General features: G+C 66.3%; 9 protein-coding genes. 6 read left to right on the top strand and 3 right to left on the bottom strand.

Translation table 11 applies throughout. From position 1 onward, the window contains the following. Window positions 1–150 precede the first annotated feature (150 nt). The 5 genes from J2X92_RS01570 to J2X92_RS01550 all read left to right on the top strand — a co-directional run bounded on the left by J2X92_RS01570 (window position 151) and on the right by J2X92_RS01550 (window position 5,636). Window positions 151–1,509 carry a CmpA/NrtA family ABC transporter substrate-binding protein gene (locus tag J2X92_RS01570; protein WP_307572842.1) on the top strand — a complete coding sequence of 453 codons (1,359 nt, stop codon included), beginning with the start codon at window positions 151–153 and terminating at the stop codon, window positions 1,507–1,509. 2 nt (window positions 1,510–1,511) lie between these two features. Further along, a complete protein-coding gene (gene ntrB, locus J2X92_RS01565) occupies window positions 1,512–2,363 on the top strand; it encodes a nitrate ABC transporter permease (RefSeq protein ID WP_307572840.1) in 852 nt (283 codons plus the stop codon). Window positions 2,364–2,374: 11 nt separating this feature from the next. Then, window positions 2,375–3,217: an ABC transporter ATP-binding protein gene (locus tag J2X92_RS01560; protein WP_307572838.1), complete on the top strand. Its 843-nt coding sequence runs from the start codon at window positions 2,375–2,377 to the stop codon at window positions 3,215–3,217. Window positions 3,218–3,385: 168 nt separating this feature from the next. Continuing rightward, entirely contained in the window at window positions 3,386–4,327 is a 942-nt protein-coding gene (locus J2X92_RS01555) for a LysR family transcriptional regulator (RefSeq protein WP_307572836.1), read from the top strand. Window positions 4,328–4,460: 133 nt separating this feature from the next. Further along, entirely contained in the window at window positions 4,461–5,636 is a 1,176-nt protein-coding gene (locus J2X92_RS01550) for a PLP-dependent transferase (RefSeq protein ID WP_307572835.1), read from the top strand. On the opposite strand, the gene J2X92_RS01545 is transcribed toward J2X92_RS01550, so the two are convergent. Together J2X92_RS01545 and J2X92_RS01540 are read right to left on the bottom strand one after the other, a co-directional pair. Continuing rightward, a complete protein-coding gene (locus J2X92_RS01545) occupies window positions 5,633–6,091 on the bottom strand; it encodes a (2Fe-2S)-binding protein (protein WP_307572833.1) in 459 nt (152 codons plus the stop codon). The two genes, J2X92_RS01550 and J2X92_RS01545, sit on opposite strands and share 4 nt — an antisense overlap. Window positions 6,092–6,102: 11 nt before the next feature. Further along, window positions 6,103–8,295, bottom strand: coding sequence for a xanthine dehydrogenase family protein molybdopterin-binding subunit (locus J2X92_RS01540; protein ID WP_307572832.1), 2,193 nt, complete (start codon window positions 8,293–8,295; stop codon window positions 6,103–6,105). Window positions 8,296–8,462: 167 nt separating this feature from the next. Between J2X92_RS01540 and J2X92_RS01535 the strand changes: the two genes are divergently transcribed. Then, a complete protein-coding gene (locus J2X92_RS01535) occupies window positions 8,463–9,185 on the top strand; it encodes a Crp/Fnr family transcriptional regulator (RefSeq protein ID WP_307572830.1) in 723 nt (240 codons plus the stop codon). 82 nt (window positions 9,186–9,267) lie between these two features. Here the strand turns inward: J2X92_RS01535 and J2X92_RS01530 are convergent, their stop codons facing one another. After that, window positions 9,268–17,469 (bottom strand): GH36-type glycosyl hydrolase domain-containing protein, encoded by an 8,202-nt coding sequence (locus J2X92_RS01530; RefSeq protein ID WP_307572829.1) that lies wholly within the window; start codon window positions 17,467–17,469, stop codon window positions 9,268–9,270. Window positions 17,470–17,558: the final 89 nt, after the last annotated feature.

Raw genomic sequence — 17,558 nt, 5'->3', positions numbered from 1 at the left:
CCGCACGCTCCGTGCGGATGCGCCGCCCCCGCTCGCGCAATGGAGGATCTGCGCACAGCGGGTTGTGAATTTCCCAGCGGCTATTTGTACGGAACATGCTCACCATTGCCGTGTCGCGGACCTGATCCGTTCAACCCACCTGGAGGGCCCATGGACCCATCACATGAGTATGTTCGCCTTTCCCGCACCGGCCTCTGCGCCTGTGGCATTACCCACGGTGACGATGAGGAGTGCCTCGCGGAGAAGCCTGCGAACGCTGACGATGCGCTGGCCGGCGCCATGGCCCAGGGCATGCTGCACGGCCTCTTTCCCGAGCGCGGACTGCGGCGGGCATTCGTCAAGACGCTGGGGAGGGCAGGGGCGCTGGCCGCACTTACGGCACTCACGCCCCTGACCCAGCTTGCCGCCGTCGCCCAGGAGCGCAACAGCAAGGGCGCGCCGGAGAAAAAGCGGCTCGCCGTCGGCTTCCTGCCCATCACCTGCGCGACGCCGCTGATCTATGCGGAGCAGCTTGGACTCTTCCCGCGCGAGGGGCTGGAACTGAGCCTGCAGAAAATCGCCGGCATCGCGCTGATCCGCGACAAGATGGTCACCGGGGAACTGGACATCTCCCAGCAGGTGATGCCCGTTGCGCTGGCCATGTCGGCCGGCATCGGCGGCGCTCCCATTCCGGCCCGTGTGATGACGGTGCTCAACCAGAACGGCAATTCGCTGGTCCTTGCGATGAAGCACAAGGACAACCGCGACCCGAAGAACTGGAAGGGCTTCAGATTTGCCGTGCCGTTCGAGCAATCCCACCAGATGCTCCAGTTGCGCCACTACCTCGCATCGGCAGGGCTGGACGCGGACCGGGACGTGTCCTACCGCGTCGTTCCTCCGTCCGAGTACGTCTCCAACCTGCGGGTCGGCAACATCGACGGCTTCTTCGGCGGCGAGCCGGGCGGCCAGCGCGCCGTGTACGAAGGTGCGGGTTTCATTCACCTGGTCTCGAGCGAGATCTGGCCGGAGCATCCTTGTTGCTCGGTGACGGCAACCGAGGCCTGGATCAAGGCCCATCCGAACAGCTTCATGGCCGCCTACCGCGCGATCATCGCAGCGAGCCTGCATGTGTCCGAGCCTGCCAATCGCGCGGGGATGGCCAAGATCCTTGCCCAGCCCCAATATCTCAATCAGCCCGAAACGGTCGTGGACCAGGTCCTCACCGGCAGGTACGCCGATGGACTCGGCAACGTGAAGACCTTGCCGCGCCGCATCGACTTTCAACCCTTTCCGCATTACTCGAGCGCGGTGTGGCTTCTGACCCAGATGCGCAGATGGAACATGATCAAGGAGGACCTGGACTACAAGGGTCTCGCCCGCCAAGTCATGCTGGCCACCGATGCAAAGCGCCTCATTGAAGAGCGCGGCGGCAGGGCACCCGAAGTCGGATTCCGCAAGGAAACCATCCTGGGCAAGAGCTTCGACTCCGATCGTCCGGCCGACTATCTGAAGTCGCTGGGCAAGGCGTGATCATGCAGAGCGCGATCTCGACCTCACGCTCCTGGCTGGCCACCTTGGCGATCGGCCTGCTCTTGCTGGCCGTCTGGCAGGCACTCGCCTCCAGCGGCGGCGGCAGCGCACCGACGGAGCTTTCCGACTACGACAAGCTGATGGGCAAGAGCCCCGGTGTCACCGTGGAGCGCTCCGCCATTCCGACCCCCGTCGACGTGATCAAGCGCGCCGGCGAACTGTTTTCGGATCCGTTCCGTCGCAACGGCGAGAACGACCTGGGCATTGCCTGGCATCTGCTCGACTCGCTCAGGCGCGTGTTCAGCGGCTACGCCTTGGCCGTGCTGGTCGGCGTTCCCCTGGGCTTCTTGCTGGGACTGGTTCCATGGCTGGGCAAGGCGCTGAATCCTTTCATCCAGCTGCTGCGGCCCGTCTCCCCGATGGCCTGGATGCCGCTCGCGCTCTACACGCTGAAAGACAGCGGCGCCTCGGCGATCTTCATCATCTTCATCTGTTCGATCTGGCCCATCCTGATCAACACCCTGTACAGCACCGCGAGCGTGCGCCAGGACTGGACCAATGTCGGCCGCGTGATCGGGCTCACACCCTTTGAGCGCGCGCGCAAGATCGTCTTTCCGGCGGCGGTTCCGATGATCCTCACGGGCATGCGCATTTCGATCGGCATCGCCTGGCTGGTGATCGTGGCGGCGGAGATGGTGGTGGGCCAGAGCGGCATCGGTTTCTTCGTGTGGAACGAGTGGAACAACCTGCAGATCTCCAGCATCATCGTCGCCATCGTGATGATCGGTGTCGTCGGCCTGGTGCTCGACCAGTTGCTCGGTGCATTGATGAAGCAGCTGAGCTTTCGCGAATGAAAGGGCAGACGATGTTGCGGCCAACTTTCTCAACCGTTTCGACTGCCTCGACCGCCACGCCCGGGTTCCTGCGCGTTTGCGGTGTGCGGCAGACCTTCAGCACGCCCAAGGGCGAATTTCCCGCGCTCAGCGAAATCAATCTGGAGATCCGCAGAGGCGAGTTCGTTGCACTGATCGGCCACTCCGGCTGCGGCAAATCCACGCTGCTCAATCTTCTGGCAGGGCTGGCATCGCCGACCGCGGGAACCGTCTCGTGCGACGGAGAGGTGATCCGAGGGCCCGGACCTCGACGTGCGATGGTGTTCCAGAACCATTCTCTCCTGCCGTGGCTCAGCTGCTTCGACAACGTGCGCATGGCTGTGCGCAGCGTGTTTCGTGCGGAGTCCGCCTCCGCGGTCGATCGTCGCACCCAGGCGGCCCTCGAAATGGTCGGCCTGGCGCATGCCGCGCACAAGAAGCCCAGCGAAATTTCCGGCGGCATGAAGCAGCGCGTCGGCATCGCCAGGGCACTGTCGATGGAACCGCAGGTCCTGCTGATGGACGAGCCCTTCGGCGCGCTCGACGCGCTCACGCGCGCCAAGTTGCAAGACGAGCTGCTCGGCATCGTCGAGAAAACCGCAAGCACCGTCGTCATGGTCACGCACGACGTGGACGAGGTGGTGCTCCTTGCGGACCGCATCGTCATGATGACCAACGGTCCCGCGGCACGGATCGGAGAGATCCTCGACGTCCCCATCGGGCGTCCGCGCGATCGCGTCAGCCTGGCGACCGACCCGACCTATGCGGAGTGCAGGCGCGCGCTGATGGACTTCCTGTACCGGCGCCAGGCGCACGTCGAGCAGCCGACGGGCTGAGTTCGCCCTGGCAATCTTCCACGGCACTGTGCCCGGACTGAGAAGCGGGCCATGCTTGGCTGCGCTTTCCCTTGTATTGCGCATCTCGATGTGAAATGCTATCCAGGAACCACCGGCCGGTCGGGCCGACGGAGAAGGACTGCATACGACAACGCATGAGAAGGCCGCATGACGACCAAGAAGGTACCCCTCGCCAACCTCGATTGGGACGATGTGCGCCTGTTCCTGCATATCAACCGTACGGGCAGTCTTTCCCAGGCAGCCAGGCAGCTTCACATCGATCATTCGACGGTCAGCCGCCGGCTCTCGCAGTTGGAGCTGTGCCTGGGCGGCCCGCTTTTCGAACGCCACCGCGCCGGACTCAAACCCACCGAGCTGGCGCATGTTCTCGCCCTCCAGGCCGAGAACATGGAGCGAGCAGTCCTATCGCTGCAAGAGGAACTCGGCGGAACCGACAGGGAGCCTTCAGGCAGCGTGCGTATTGCCATGATGGAAGGGATCGGCACCACCTTCGTGGCTCGCCATCTCGAGTCGCTGCTGCGCAAGCACCCCAAGCTTCGGGTGGAACTGGTGACGTCTTCCTCCATCGTCAACGTGAGCCGCAGGGAAGCCGACGTTTTCGTCAGCTTTTTCAAACCGATCGGCCAGGGATTGGCGTGCGAGACGGCGGGCTCGTTCGCGCTGTACCTGTATGGCTCGCCGAGTTACCTTGAGAACCACGGAGTGCCCGCAAGTCTGGCCGACCTGCCCAAGCACCAGTTCGTGGGATACCTGGACGACCTGATCCAGCTCGACGCTGTCCGCTGGCTCGATGAGCTGGTCGCAAGGCCCTCGATGAACTTCCAGTCCAACAGCATGCTGGCGCAGATGGCCGCCGCAGCATCCGGGCTCGGCCTGGTGCTGCTCCCCAAGTTCTCCGTGGTGAAGGAGGACACGCTGCTGCCGGTGCTTGCCGACACGGCGAGGGTGACGCGAACGCTCTGGGTGAGCGTGCATCACGACCTCCAATACTCGGCCCGCATCCGCGCTGTCACTGAATATCTTCATCGGCTCTTCGAGTCCAAGCAAGACTGGCTCAACGGCCCCGCGGATGCGCAGCCGCGCGGCTAGCCGGCATGCATACGTGAGCACGCCTTGCCGCATCGGCGCAATCCGATGTGCGGATTTGCCCAGGGGAGCGGCACAGGCGGCGCCCCATGTTCCGATACATTGAAGCTCCTGATCCTGCAGAAAAGCTCTTGCCATGTCTCAAGACATCAGCACCCAACTGATTCACCACGCCTACGTTCCGCCGGCCGGCTACCAGGCGGTTCCCCCGGGCGTGTTCAAGGGGTCGACGGTGTTGTTCCCCAACGCGGCAACGGTGCGCGAACGTGCCAAGGCATTCGGCCACCGCGACGGGTACAGCTACGGCCTCTACGGCACGCCGACGACGTACACGCTCGAACAGCGCCTGTGTACGCTCGAAGGCGGCCGGCACTGCCTGCTCTGTCCCAGCGGGCAGGCGGCCATCGCCTTGGTCAACCTCGGCTTGCTGTCGAGCGGCGACGAGGTGCTTCTGCCCACCAACGTCTATGGGCCCTCGCTGCGCCATGCACGCGCGACGCTCTCGCAGATGGGCATCACCCATCAGTGCTACGACCCCTTGGACGTCGCCGATCTGCAGGCCAAGCTCAGCGTGCGTACCAAGCTCGTCTGGGTCGAGGCGCCAGGATCGATCACCATGGAATTTCCGGACCTTCGCACACTGGTGGCGACGGCCAAGAACGCCGGTGCAATCGTCGCACTCGACAACACCTGGGGGGCGGGCATCGCGTTCGCGCCGTTCGAGATGGGCGTGGACATCAGCGTTCACGCCCTGACCAAGTACCCTTCAGGCGGTGCCGATGTCTTGATGGGCTCGATCATCACCAACGACGACAAGCTGCATGACAAGCTCCGCGTCGCCTACCTGGACCTGGGCATGGGCGTGGGTGCCAACGATGCAGAACTGGTGCTGCGGGGCTTGGCGTCCATCAAGGCTCGCTACGACCTGCACGACGCCACGGCTCGGGCGCTCGCCTCATGGTTGGCCGGGCAGGACGGCATCCGCAGGGTCCTGCATCCCGCTCTGGAATCATGCCCGGGGCACGAACACTGGGCGACGCACTGCAGCGCAGCCGCCGGCCTCTTTTCGGTGCTGATCGACGAGTCCCATAGCCCCGCACAAGTCGATGCCTTCTGTGACCGTCTTCAATTGTTCGGGATCGGTCTGTCCTGGGGCGGTCCCATGAGTCTGGTCATGCCCTATGACATGGGAAGCATCCGCAGCGGCAAGCAGAGCTATGCCGGACATCTGCTGCGCTTCTCGATCGGCCTGGAGAGCGTTGACGATCTGCGGGAAGATCTGGCGCAGGCCTTGGCCGGGGCGACGCGCTAACCCATCATCGCCGCAGCTGCCTTGATAGCTTCGCGGATGCGGCCGTAGGTGCCGCAGCGGCACACGTTCTCGATGGCGTCGATCTCGGCGTCGGTGGGGTTGCGGGTGCGCCGCAACAGATCGACTGCCGCCATGATCTGTCCCGGTTGGCAGAAGCCGCATTGCGGCACGTCGAGGTTCATCCATGCCTGCTGCACCGGATGCAGCGTGGTGCCGTTGGCCAGACCTTCGATGGTCGTCACCTGCCGGCCACGCACGTCGGCCACCCGCGTCGAGCAAGCGGTGACCGCCTTGCCGTCCACATGACAGGTGCAGGCCTTGCACACGTTGATGCCGCAGCCGTACTTCGGACCCGTGATGCCGAGCTTGTCGCGCAGCACCCACAGCAAAGCCATATCGTCAGGCGCCTCGACGGCGACGTTGCCGCCGTTCACCTTGAAAGATTGCACGGGCATGATGGAGCTCCTCAGGTGCGGACCGGCACGGTGACCGGCGTGGGCAGCTTGCCCGGGGGAATGGGGGTGAAATCGACGGGGAAGTTCAGCGGAAAACTTCGCGGCTTCTTGCCGGTTGCGCGTGCATAGGCATTGGCGATGGCGCCCGAGCTGGCCGACAGGCCCACTTCGCCCAGACCGCCGATGGCCTCGCCAGTGCTGGGCGGCATGATGATGACCTTCACGTCCTTCGGGTAGTTCTTCATCCGCGCAAAGTGGTACTGCGAGTAGCTGCCTTCCAGCGGCAGGCCGTTCTGGATGTGCAGGCCGGCCGTCAGCACGATGGAGATCGACTCGCACAGGCCGCCCTGCATCTGCGCCTCGATGCCCGAGGGGTTGATGGGCGTGCCGACGTCGATCGCGATGGTGGCGCGCGTCACCTTGAGGTCGGTCGGCACCCGCGCGTCGATCTCGACGATGCACGCCGTGAAGGACTTGGACTCCTGGTGCACACCCACGCCCTGCGCAAAGCCCGCCGGCATGGCCTTGCCCCATTGCGCCGCCTCGGCCACCGCCTTCAGCACCGCGCGTGCGCGCGGCAGGCGCAGGTATTCGAGGCGGAACGCGACCGGGTCCTTGCTCAACGCCCGGGCCATCTCGTCTACCAGAATCTCTTCCACCAGGCGCGACGGCTGGATGTGCACCGAACGGTAGGAGCAGGTGTTGATGTCCATTGCCACCGGCGTCAGCAGCTTGGTGGTGACGCCGAAGTTGTACGGCGAGCTGACCATGGTCTTGAACATGGCCTGCTCGACGGCGAAGTTGCCCACCGTCTGCGGAAAGCCATTGGGCAGCGCGATGGCCGCGGCCCCCAGCATCTCGCCGAAGCCATGGCGCGTATCGAGCCGCACGCCGGCGATGCGCTGCTCGAAAGAGATGACCTGGCCCAGCAGCATCGTGGCGCGCGCCCGATGGAACATGGGCGGGCGCACGCGGCCGTGGCGCATGTCGTCGGTGCGGTGGTACATCAGGCGGCAGGGGCGGCCCAGGGCCTTGGATATCTGTACCGCTTGCAGCGTCGCGTCCCAGAACAGCCGGCGCCCGAAGGAGCCGCCCGAGGGCACTGCATGCACCTTGACCTTGTCCAGCGGCAAGCCCAGATCGGCCGCCACCGCCTGCTGCGTGACGATCGGGCTCTGCAGACCGGACCAGATCTCGGCCCGGTCGGCGCGCACATCGGCGATGGCGCATTCCGTTTCCATCGGGCAGTGCGAGACCGCCGCGAACTCGAACTCGCCCTCGACCGTCAGCGCGCCCAGCGGCGGCAGCAGGAAGGGCAGCAGCGCGGATTTCAGCTTCTGCTGGATGCTGGCATTGGACTCGCCGGCGACCGAGCTTGCGCTCCAGGTCACGTCGAGTGCATTTACTGCGGCCCAGGCCTGCCCGAATGTTTCGGCCATCACCGCCACGCCTGGCGGCGTGGGCACGATGCCGTTCGTGGCGGGAATCGGCGCGAGACCCAGAACACCCGGCATGCCCATCACCGCGGTCGTGTTGTTGATGCGCACGAATTGGCCGTTGATGGTCGGTGGTCGGCACACCATGGTCGGCTTCGCGTCGGGCACGGCTTGGTCGAGCGTGAACTTCTTGCGGCCGGTCACGATGTCCAGCGCGTCGAGCCGCGTCACGCGCTGGCCGACCACCGTGTTCCCCGAGCCCGAGGACTGCCCGCCCAAACCGCCGAGCAACGGCATGCCCGCATGCAGTGACCGCACGCTCGACGAGCCGCCGGTGAGCTGGTTGTAGAACAGCTCGGGGCTGGCGTCGGCGGAGCCGACCTCGATCGCGTTCAGCGGCAGCCCGAGCTTGTCCGCCAGCATCATGGCGGCGGCGGTGGCGATGCCTTGGCCTGATTCGAAGCGCGGCAGCTCCAGCCGGACGCGGCCGTTCCCGACATTGCTGACCTTGACCAGCGGCATGGTCGGTAGCGCCGTGACCGTCACTGCATCGCCGATGTCGAGCTGGTCGGTCGTGTCGGGTGGCGTCATCGGCAGTATCGCGGCCTGGGCCGACGACGGGGCAGCCAGCCCGCCAAGTCCGGCGGCGGCCGACAGCAGCGGCACTGAAGCCGCGTATCCCAGCAGATTGCGCCTGCGCATGCCCGGCGATTCGTCATCGTGATGCGGTGCACTCGTGGGGCCCGCGTCGGATTCCGGATGTTCCATCCTTGTCTCCTGTCTTCTGGTTGTGGCGAACAGGAGTCAATATGTCATGATCGCCGCGCCAAAAATGTCGTTTCAGAGACATTACTTACGGGCGTGCTCGCCGGCCTCCCCACGAGGCCCGGCGCGCACAGAGAGCGAGCAACCAACAAGCGAGTGGGGAAGCACGTATGCCGTCGAAGGCCATGGAGACCATGCTCCGCGAGAGCTTGTGGGCGCAGACCCTGACGGCCGAGGAGCTCGACCGCGTGGTGCGCGAATCGCACGAGCGCGAGGCGCCGGTCGGCGGCTTCGTCATGCGCCAAGGCGAGCCGGCCGATCTCTGGTTCGGCGTGATCGAAGGCCTCGTGAAGATGTCGGTCTCCCAGGCCGATGGCCGCGTCTCCACTTTCACCGGCGTGACCTCCGGCGGCTGGGCCGGCGAAGGCTCGCTGCTGAATCCTGGCCCGTGGCGTTATGACGGCGTCGCCATGCGCCCGACGCGCGTGGCCTGCGTGCCGCGCCACACCTTCGAGCGCCTGGTGTCGACGAACCTCGGTTTCAATCGGTTCCTGCTGTCGCACATCAACGCTCGCCTGAGCCTGTTCATCGGACTCATGGAGTTCGACCGCTTGCTGGGCCCCGACGCGCGTGTCGCACGCTGCCTGGCCAGTCTGTTCGATCCGATTCTTTACCCGAAGGCGAGCAGCTTCGTGCGCCTGAGCCAGGATGAGATCGGGCTCCTATCGGCCGTCTCTCGCCAGCGTGCCAACAGGGCGCTGCATGAGCTCGAACGCGCGGGCTTGCTGCGGGTGGAGCATGGCGGCGTCGAAGTGATCGACCTTGGAGGTCTCCGCAGCTACCTTGGGGAAGAAGGCGCTAGGAAGCTTGCCAGGGTTTACTCCAGCAGATGAGTTTCAAAATTCCCTCGTCCAACGAGGGTTCCGGGGGTGTTGTTCATCGTCAAGAAGTCCCTGCGAGCCGGCGAAACGCAGGCTACGCCAAGACCCGCACGATCGCGTCGGGAGGCAGTGAGTGCCAATCGAGCCATTCGCCCGCCATCAGTTGATGCGTGGGCGCGTTCGACTCTTCGGCAGGGCGCCACTGCAGCACCAGCCGTTGCTTGCCAAGTCGCAACGCAAGCTCGAAGCCCGGCCAGTGCGGGGGCACGCGCGGCGTCAGCGATAGCATGCGTCCCTTTACGGACAGCCCCAGCAGAGTTTCAACCGCGGCGCGGTGCAGCCATGCGGCTGAGCCGGTGTACCAGCTCCAGCCGCCACGCCCTACATACGGCGCTGCGCTGTAGATATCTCCCGCCATCACGTAGGGTTCCAGTTCGTAGGCGGGCCCGCGCTCGGGATGCGCAGCGCGGTGCGCCGGGCTCAGGCCTTCGAAGCTCTGCCACGCCGCCTGGCTGTCGCCCGTGAGTGCCTGCGCCATCAGCGCCCACACCGCGCCATGCGAATACTGCCCGCCGTTCTCACGCACGCCCGGCGGGTAGGCCTGGATGTAGCCCGGGTTGTTGGTCGAGCGGGCGAAGGGCGGCGTCAGCAGGCGCAGCAGGCCGGCTGGGTCGTCGTGCAGGTGCTCCTTGATGGCAGCCATTGCCGGGCTGGTGTGCGCGTCGTCCGAGGCGCCCGACAGCACCGACCAGGCCTGCGCTATCAGGTCGATGCGGCACTCTTCGTTGGCCGACGAACCGATCGGCGCGCCGTTGTCGAAGAAGGCGCGGCGGAACCAGGCGCCGTCCCAGCCGGCGTCATGCAGCGCGGCGATCCAGCCGTGCCGGGCCTCGTTCCAGCGTGCGGCGCGTTCGTGTTCGCCTCGCGCCTGCGCGAGCGGCGCGAACTTTTCGACCACGCTGCACAGGAACCATGCAAGCCAGACCGATTCGCCACGGCCCTCATGGCCGACGCGGTTCATGCCGTCGTTCCAGTCGCCCGTGCCCATCAGCGGCAGGCCGTGCACGCCTGTCGCCAGGCTCCGATCGATGGCCAGCGCGCCGTGCTCGAACACCGTGGCCACTCGGCCGCTGTGTTGCGGCGTGTAGTAAGCGTCTTCGACAACGTCGGGGATCGCGGGGCCCTCGATGAAGCCCACCACGAGATCAAGCAGCGCCGCATCGCCGCTCACCTCGACATAGTGCGCGATCGCAAAAGGAAGCCACAGCAGGTCATCCGAAAAACGCGTGCGGACACCCGCGCCGCCGGGCATGTGCCACCAGTGCTGCACGTCGCCTTCGGGGAACTGGCGCGCCGCATTGATCAGGATCTGTTCGCGCAGCCGTGACGGATCAGTGAGCGCAAAGGCCATCGCGTCCTGCAGCTGGTCGCGAAATCCGAAGGCGCCCCCGGCCTGGTAGAAGCCAGCTTTCGACCAGAGCCGGCAGACCAGCGTCTGGTAGACGAGCCAGCGGTTGACCATGACGTTGAACAGCGGATCGGGCGTGCTCACCTGCAGGCGGCCCAGCAGCTCGTCCCAGAAGCCGCGCACCTGCGCCAGGGCTTCGGGCACGTCGCGCTGTCGCCAGCGGGCTGCGAGCTCCAGCGCCGCATCGGCTTTGCCGGCATGGCCGAGCACGAAGCTGAACTCCGCCACCTGGCCCGCATCGATGACGAAGTCGCCTGCGATGGCCGCGCAGGCGTCGAGGCCGCTGCCTGCGCGCCGCGCCAACGTGTCGGGCACTTCGACGATGCCGCGGCCCCCGAAGAACTCGTTCCGATCGCAGGTCCACTGAGCGGCATTCGGAGCCCCTGCCAACAGCAGGAACGCCGTGCTGCCGCCGAAGCCGGTGCTCGATTCACGCTGCTGACCGAACACCGCGGGCTGGTCGTCGGGCTTCCAGCAATGAACGGTCCGCCGTTCGCCGCGTGCGGCGCCAAGTTGCCACTCGACCATGCCGAGCGCGCGCAGCCGGCGTTGGCCAGAGCCTTCGTTGTGCACGCGAATGTGCACCACCTTGACGTTGTCGCTGCGGTCCGCGAAAAAGGTGGTCTCGAGTGCCAAGTTCCCTTGACGGCATTCGAAGACCGTGTAGCCCTGGCCGTGGCGCACCCGGTGACGCACTTGACGTTCATGCTCGGCGCCCTGGCCGGCCGGCGTGAGCGGCAGCAGGTGACGCGTGGTGAGATCTTGCAGCAGGTAGTGCTCGAAGGCCGGGTCCTGCACCGGGTCGTTCGACCATGGCGTGACCTGGTGCATGCGGCTGTTGCCGGCCCAAGTGAAGCCGGTGCCCCATTCAGACACCTGGAAGCCGAAGTTGGCATTGGCGATCACGTTGATCCACGGGCGTGGCGTACGGTGGTCCGCGTCGACCTCGAAGCGGAACTCACCGCTCTCGGCATCGAAACTTCCCACCGGCGATTCAGCGCAGAGAGCCTGTCCGGGCCGCGCCAGCAACGCGACACGTGACAACGCCGCTGGCGTCTCCGAGCCGTCGGACGCCGCAACACCGCGCGCTTCGTGCAACGCGGCCACTTGCATTTCGAGCGAACGGCCGTCGGCGGTAAACACCACGCGTGCCAGCTTCGAGAGCGCGGCCTTCTCCGAAGGCGCCACTTCGTGGTCGCGCAGAAGGTAGAAACCCGCCGTGTCGTTGCGCGGAAAACTGTTCTGGGTCTGGTGCGCAACGCGCAGGCGAAGAGTCTCGATCTCGCGCTGCAGCGGCATGAGGTAGGAGTTCGGCTCGCTGTTGAGCACCACCAGGTCGCAGGCCACTCCACCGAAGCCCCACCAGGGCTGCGCACGCAGCAGGGCGTTGATGAGCCCCATGCCGTCCATCGAGTGGATGGCGACCAGCACGATGGGCTTGTCACCCGAAATGCCGAAGCGCCAGAGCTGTCGGAGGTCGACCAGTCCGCGGTCCCTCATGGGGCGCGCCGTGGTGTAGGTGAGGATGGTCGTCAGGTCTTGCAGCGCGAAGGTCTGTGCGGGCGCAATGCTCAGGTCGCGCAGCCGCACCTGCGCCAGCGTGGCAGCCATGCGCATGGCGCGCTCGACATGCATCGGCTCGAGATAGCGGTCGATCCTGGGCATCAGCGCTTGGATGTTTTCGTCGGCGGCGGTCGCGAAGCACAGGCGGGCGGTAGCCCCTGGCCCAATTGACAGGCGCACGCGCAGGCAGGCGATGGGGTCGAGCCCGTTAACCGGCGTACCGTCGGCCGCGAGCGGCTGCGCATCGAGCGCGGGGCTCGCGAGCGAGCGGTTGCGGCCGATGAAGGCGCGCCGATCGGTCATGCAGTCCACAGAAAGTACATGCGCGTCGACCGAGGCGAGAAAGTGCACGGCCGCTACCGCCGGGTCGCCGTGCAGTCGCGGCTTGCGCGTCATCAGCAGCGCGCGCCATGCGGGTTCCCAGCGCGATTCGACGAACAGGTTGGCAAAGGCCGGATGCGCCTCGTCGGCCTTGGGGTTCGACAGCACCGGCTCGAAGTAGGAGACGAGCTCGAGCGTGCGGGTTTCTTCGCCGGTGTTTTGCAGCGTTATGTTGCGCAACTCGGTGTCGTCTTCGGGGCTGATCAGCACTGTGGTGCGCACCTGCAACCCATCACCGGCCGCATCGAACTGCACTTGCTCGGCAAGAAAGCGGGTGCGGTAGCTCCAGCCTGCACCGGGCGCGGGCAGCGCGGTGAGCGAGACGAGTTCGTGCCGGCCTCCATCTTTCCCAGTATCGCGCAGGTAGAAGAAAGTGCCATGGCTGTCGCGCAGGGGATCGTCTCGCCAGCGGGTCACGTTGAACGCGCGCCAGCGGCTGACACCCGCACCATTGGCGCGCAGAGACACGGTGTAGCGCCCGTTCGACAGCAGGTGCGTAGGGTGGAAGCCCGGGCCCGTCGGATCCACCGCGCGCAGCTGGAACAGCGGCGCCAATTCGGTCATGCTGGGCTCGGGCGGTGTGCGCGGGTCGGCGCTGCCGATGATGTGTCGCGGCGTACGTTCGTGCAGCAGCGACTCGTGCGCCTGCACAAGCGCGGCGCTGCCGAACCAGCGGCGCGGCGCTTCGGCGCGCAGGACGTTGCACAGCGCCACGAGCGACATGCCCTGATGATGTGCCATGAAGTTGCGCACCACGGTAAGGGCCTGGCCCGCGGCTTGGCGCGAGGTGGTGAAGTCGACCGCGTCGTGGAAACCGAACTCGCCGCGCGCGCCGAGCGATTCGAGCAGCTCCAGGTTGACCACCGCCGCAACAGGTGCAAGCACGGCGGCCATGACACTCGCATACGGCGCCACCACACGGTCGGTGGGAGGCGTGCGGCGCAGTGCGAGGCGCGGCACCCCAAAGGGCGAGTACTGGTAGGCCAGCGAATGGTCATGCGCAAAGTAGGCCGACTCCGAAACGCCCCATGGCAGGTTCAGCAAACGCCCGAACGCCTGCTGCTCGGCGATGGCCGCCGTGTTGGCCACCTGCAGCAGGCCGTCGTCCGGCTCGGACATCACGAGCGCAGGCATCAGGTACTCGAACATCGAGCCGGACCAGGACTTCAGGCCGGGCTGAAAACCCATCAGCAGGAACGGGCGGCCCAGCGCCATCCAGTGGCGGCGCGGCACATCGCCCTTGGCAATGGCCAGGAAACTCAGCAACCGCGACTCGGAGGCCAGCAGATCGTAATAGCTCGCGTCGAGCACGTTCTCCTCGACGCGCAGGCCGATGTGGAACAAGTGCCGCTTCGTGTCGTAGAGGCCGCTGAAATCCATGCCGGTGTGCAGCGCATCGCAGCGTCGTGCCAGCATATGCAGCGCGGGTTCTTCATGGCTTTGGCAACCTTCCGCTGCGAAGGTGCGGCAGGCCTGGGCCACGGCCACCAGGTGGCCCGCGAAGTTGCCGCTGTCCACACTGGACACGTAAGCCGGCGGCAGCGCCTGCAGCGTCTGCGTGTCGTACCAGTTGAAGAGATGGCCCTTGTGCTTGGGCATGCGGTCGACGGTGTCGAGCGTGGCGGTGAGGCGTGCGAGCAGCGCCGCAGTGTCGATCCAGCCGAACTCGCGCGCGCAACAGGCGGCCAGCAGGTACATGCCGACGTTGGTAGGCGAGGTGCGGTGGGCAATGGTCGGTTGTGGCTCGAGCTGCAGGTTGTCGGGCGGCAGGTGGTTGTCTTCCGGGCCGACCACGAGCTCGAAGAAGCGCCAGGTGTCGTGTGCCAACTTCTCGAGGTAGCTGCGCTGTTCGGTGCTCAGCGGATCAGGCACCTGAGCGTCGACGCGGCTGCTCCACCAGGCCGCGAACGGCGCCAGCGCCCAGACGATGAACAGCAACGGTCCGCCCACGGGATAGGCGCTCCATCGCGCCGCCACGACGGCCAGTGCCAGGCAAAAGACGCTGCTGACCGCCGCATTGCGAAGGAAGGGCGGCAATTGCTGACTCGACTGTGCCTGCGCCTGCGCTGTCGTGGTCCATTGGAGCAAATGCCTGCGGCTGACGGTCAGCCGCCATGTTGCAAGGAACATTGCGTCGAGCAGCATGCGGGTCTGCGCCGCCAGTTGCACGAACTGCCAGGCCGCACCGGCCGTGGCTCGCAGCAGCTCAACCGCGCCTACGTCGAAGAAGTGGCGCAACTCGATGGCGCGGCGTGTCGGCACCAGCCCGGCCAGGGCGCCGAGCAGCGGCCCGAGCGTGAGCGCTGATGCAACCGCGGCCAGGGCCCATCCAAGCGGCATGGCCTGCGTGAAGATGACGAGCACCAGCAGCGCAAAAGAGGCGGGCACGACCAGCGAGCGGCGCAGGTTGTCGCCCATCTTCCACAGGCCGAGCGCGTCGATGCCGAAGTGCCCGGCGCGCCATAACAGCGGCAGCAACTGCCAGTCGCCGCGCACCCAGCGGTGCACGCGCGAGGCGGCCACGCCGGAGTGGTGCGGGTGGTCTTCGATCAGCACGACGTCGCTCACCATGGCGCAGCGCGCCACCGTGCCTTCGAGCAGGTCGTGGCTCAGCACCGCGCCATCGGGCAGACGGCTGTCGAGGGCGGCGTGCACAGCGCGCACATTCAGCAGGCCCTTGCCGGTGAAGGAGCCGCTGCCGAACACGTCCTGGTAGATATCAGATGCGCCGCTGCCGTAGGGGTCGAGCCCGCACTGGCCGGCGAACATCCAGTGGAAGAACGAGCGTTCGCTGCGCACCGGAAACGGCGTCACGATGCGCGGTTGGAGGATGCCGAAGCCGGCGACCACGCGCCGGGATCGGGCATCGATTTCGGGCGCATTGAGCGGGTGCGCGGCAATCGACACCAGGTCGCGCAATGCGCCCGGCGGCAGGCCGGTGTCACTGTCGAGCGTCAGCACATAAGGCGTTGGCCCCGGAGCCAGTTGCTGGCCCGGCGCGAGTGGCAGAAAGCCGCTGGCGTCCCCGGTCGCCAAGAGGCGCATCAGCATTTCGAGCTTGCCGCGCTTGCGCTCCCAGCCCATCCAGCGCTCTTCGGTGCCGCTCCAGCTGCGCGGGCGGTGCAGCAGCAGAAAGCGTGAAACCGTGCCCTCGGGCGCGGGATATTTCGCGTTGAGTTCGGCGATGCGCCGAATGGCATCCTCGAGCAGTGGTGCGTCGTCGGGCGCCGATACCTGCGGCGCGTCGGCCCAGTCGGTCAGCAGCGCGAACTGGGCGTGCGCCTCGCGGTTGGCGAGCCAGTGCAGTTCGAGCCGATGGGTCAGCTGCGCGTTGTTCCCTGTCGAGCTGAGCATCGTGGGAATGACGACCAGGGCGCGGTGCCGTTCGGGTATGCCGGCCGCGAAATCGAGACGAGGCAACGCCTGCACACGCACCGACTCCGCCATGATGCGCTGCGCCAAGGCGATCAATGCCTCGGAGAGCGGCCATGCGAGCAGCGCCATCGCGGTGAGCGTGGCCCAGTCGCGAGGGCGAGGCAGCCCGTGCGCCACGGCCGCGAGAAGCCCCACGGTGCCCAGCACGATGGAAAGCACATAAACAGGTAGGCGCCAGCCATGGCTGCGCCACGGGCGCACCCTTGCAGGGCGGCCGGCGCGGCCCGCCGCCGCGTCGGATTGGAGCGCCGTAATCAGCGCGGCACGCCCCCGGCCGAACAGGTAGTAGCCGGCGGTGCCGTCGGCTCGGTCATCGCGGCCGACGTGGCGTCCGGCATCGTCGGCCGACGCAGTCGCCGTCAGTTGCACCACGGCCTCTGCCACCTCGCGCTCGGATCGGCCGCTGTCGCGCGCGACCCGCTCCATGGCGTGCGTGATCTGCTGGCGCGTAAGCTCGCTTTCGTCCGCGAAGCTTGGAAGCATGCGCAGCACGCGCAGCGACCGACTGATGGGTTCGATCCGGTCGCTCCACTCGACCTGGCCGATCATGCGCAGCGTGGTGATGATGTTGCCGACGGTGAGGTTGGCCGCGGCCTGCGCGTTCTGCGTCTCGGCGATCAGCGCGGGCCCGTTGGGGCAGTGCTGCTCAGTCCACCGGACCAGCGCGGGCATGCTCTCGCCGTACTCCACCGGCAGGCGCTGCCAGAGCTGCGTGAGGTAGGCGTCTTGCAGGTTGTGGCTCTGCAATGCGCGATATAGCGCGTCGAGATCTTGCGTCGAGACATGCGGGGCCGCGTCCCAGACGGCATGCGCGATTTCGCGCGCAACCTTGTTCTCAGCAATGTTTTCGGCCACGCGGCGCAGATTTTCGAGCAGCACCACGCGCAAGGTGGTGGGCATCGCCCAGAGTTCGCCGAGCGTGAGCTCGTCGATGTCTTGGTAGGCGTTGAGGAAAGCAGTGAACAGCGACTCGTTGAGCACGCTGTCGGTATGGGCCACATAGGCCCAGGCGATGCCGTAGACGCGTGGCAGGCCCGCGAGGGGCGGCGTGGCGAGCTTGGGCAGGCGCGCATAGTAGCTGCGCGGCACGCCCTCATCGATCTGTTGGAGCTGTGCTTCCACGAGGTGGAAGTTGTCGAGCAGCCATTCGGCCGCCGGCGACACATAGCGTCCGCTCTGCGAGACCAGCGCGATGTAGTCGAACGCGTTGCGCAGCGATTGGAGGTTCTCGTCCACGCGCGGAAAAAAAGGTGCTCCTTCGCGCGCCCGGCGAGGATCGAGTTCGACCACTTGGGCCCGGGCCAGGCTGTGGCCGTGCTGCTCGAAGCGCTGGGCTCCGAAGAGTTCGGCACGGATCGGCAGCGCCACCGGATCGTGCGGAGCTAACAGCAGTGCGCGCGCGTAAGGGCTGAGATCCGCGAGTCGATTAACGACGAAGGCGGCGCTCATCGCGCCGCCTTCGTCTTGAATCTGAGGCGGTTGGTGCCTGTTTGCTCGGTCCGGCGGGAAATTGCAGTCCGGTTCGGTTCTGGGTCTGC

This window comes from Variovorax paradoxus (assembly GCF_030811855.1).
Lineage (GTDB): Bacteria > Pseudomonadota > Gammaproteobacteria > Burkholderiales > Burkholderiaceae_C > Variovorax > Variovorax paradoxus_L.
The sequence above is the reverse complement of the archived record's forward strand: the minus strand, read 5'-3'. Positions and strand labels throughout refer to the sequence as shown.

What these genes read in the sequence shown, in the direction of transcription:
- J2X92_RS01560 (WP_307572838.1), top strand. Translation starts at nt 2,375, where the DNA reads ATGTTGCGGCCAACTTTCTCAACCGTTTCGACTGCCTCGACCGCCACG.
- J2X92_RS01545 (WP_307572833.1), bottom strand. Translation starts at nt 6,091, where the DNA reads ATGCCCGTGCAATCTTTCAAGGTGAACGGCGGCAACGTCGCCGTCGAG.
- J2X92_RS01570 (WP_307572842.1), top strand. Translation starts at nt 151, where the DNA reads ATGGACCCATCACATGAGTATGTTCGCCTTTCCCGCACCGGCCTCTGC.
- J2X92_RS01540 (WP_307572832.1), bottom strand. Translation starts at nt 8,295, where the DNA reads ATGGAACATCCGGAATCCGACGCGGGCCCCACGAGTGCACCGCATCAC.
- J2X92_RS01555 (WP_307572836.1), top strand. Translation starts at nt 3,386, where the DNA reads ATGACGACCAAGAAGGTACCCCTCGCCAACCTCGATTGGGACGATGTG.
- J2X92_RS01530 (WP_307572829.1), bottom strand. Translation starts at nt 17,469, where the DNA reads ATGAGCGCCGCCTTCGTCGTTAATCGACTCGCGGATCTCAGCCCTTAC.
- J2X92_RS01550 (WP_307572835.1), top strand. Translation starts at nt 4,461, where the DNA reads ATGTCTCAAGACATCAGCACCCAACTGATTCACCACGCCTACGTTCCG.
- ntrB (WP_307572840.1), top strand. Translation starts at nt 1,512, where the DNA reads ATGCAGAGCGCGATCTCGACCTCACGCTCCTGGCTGGCCACCTTGGCG.
- J2X92_RS01535 (WP_307572830.1), top strand. Translation starts at nt 8,463, where the DNA reads ATGCCGTCGAAGGCCATGGAGACCATGCTCCGCGAGAGCTTGTGGGCG.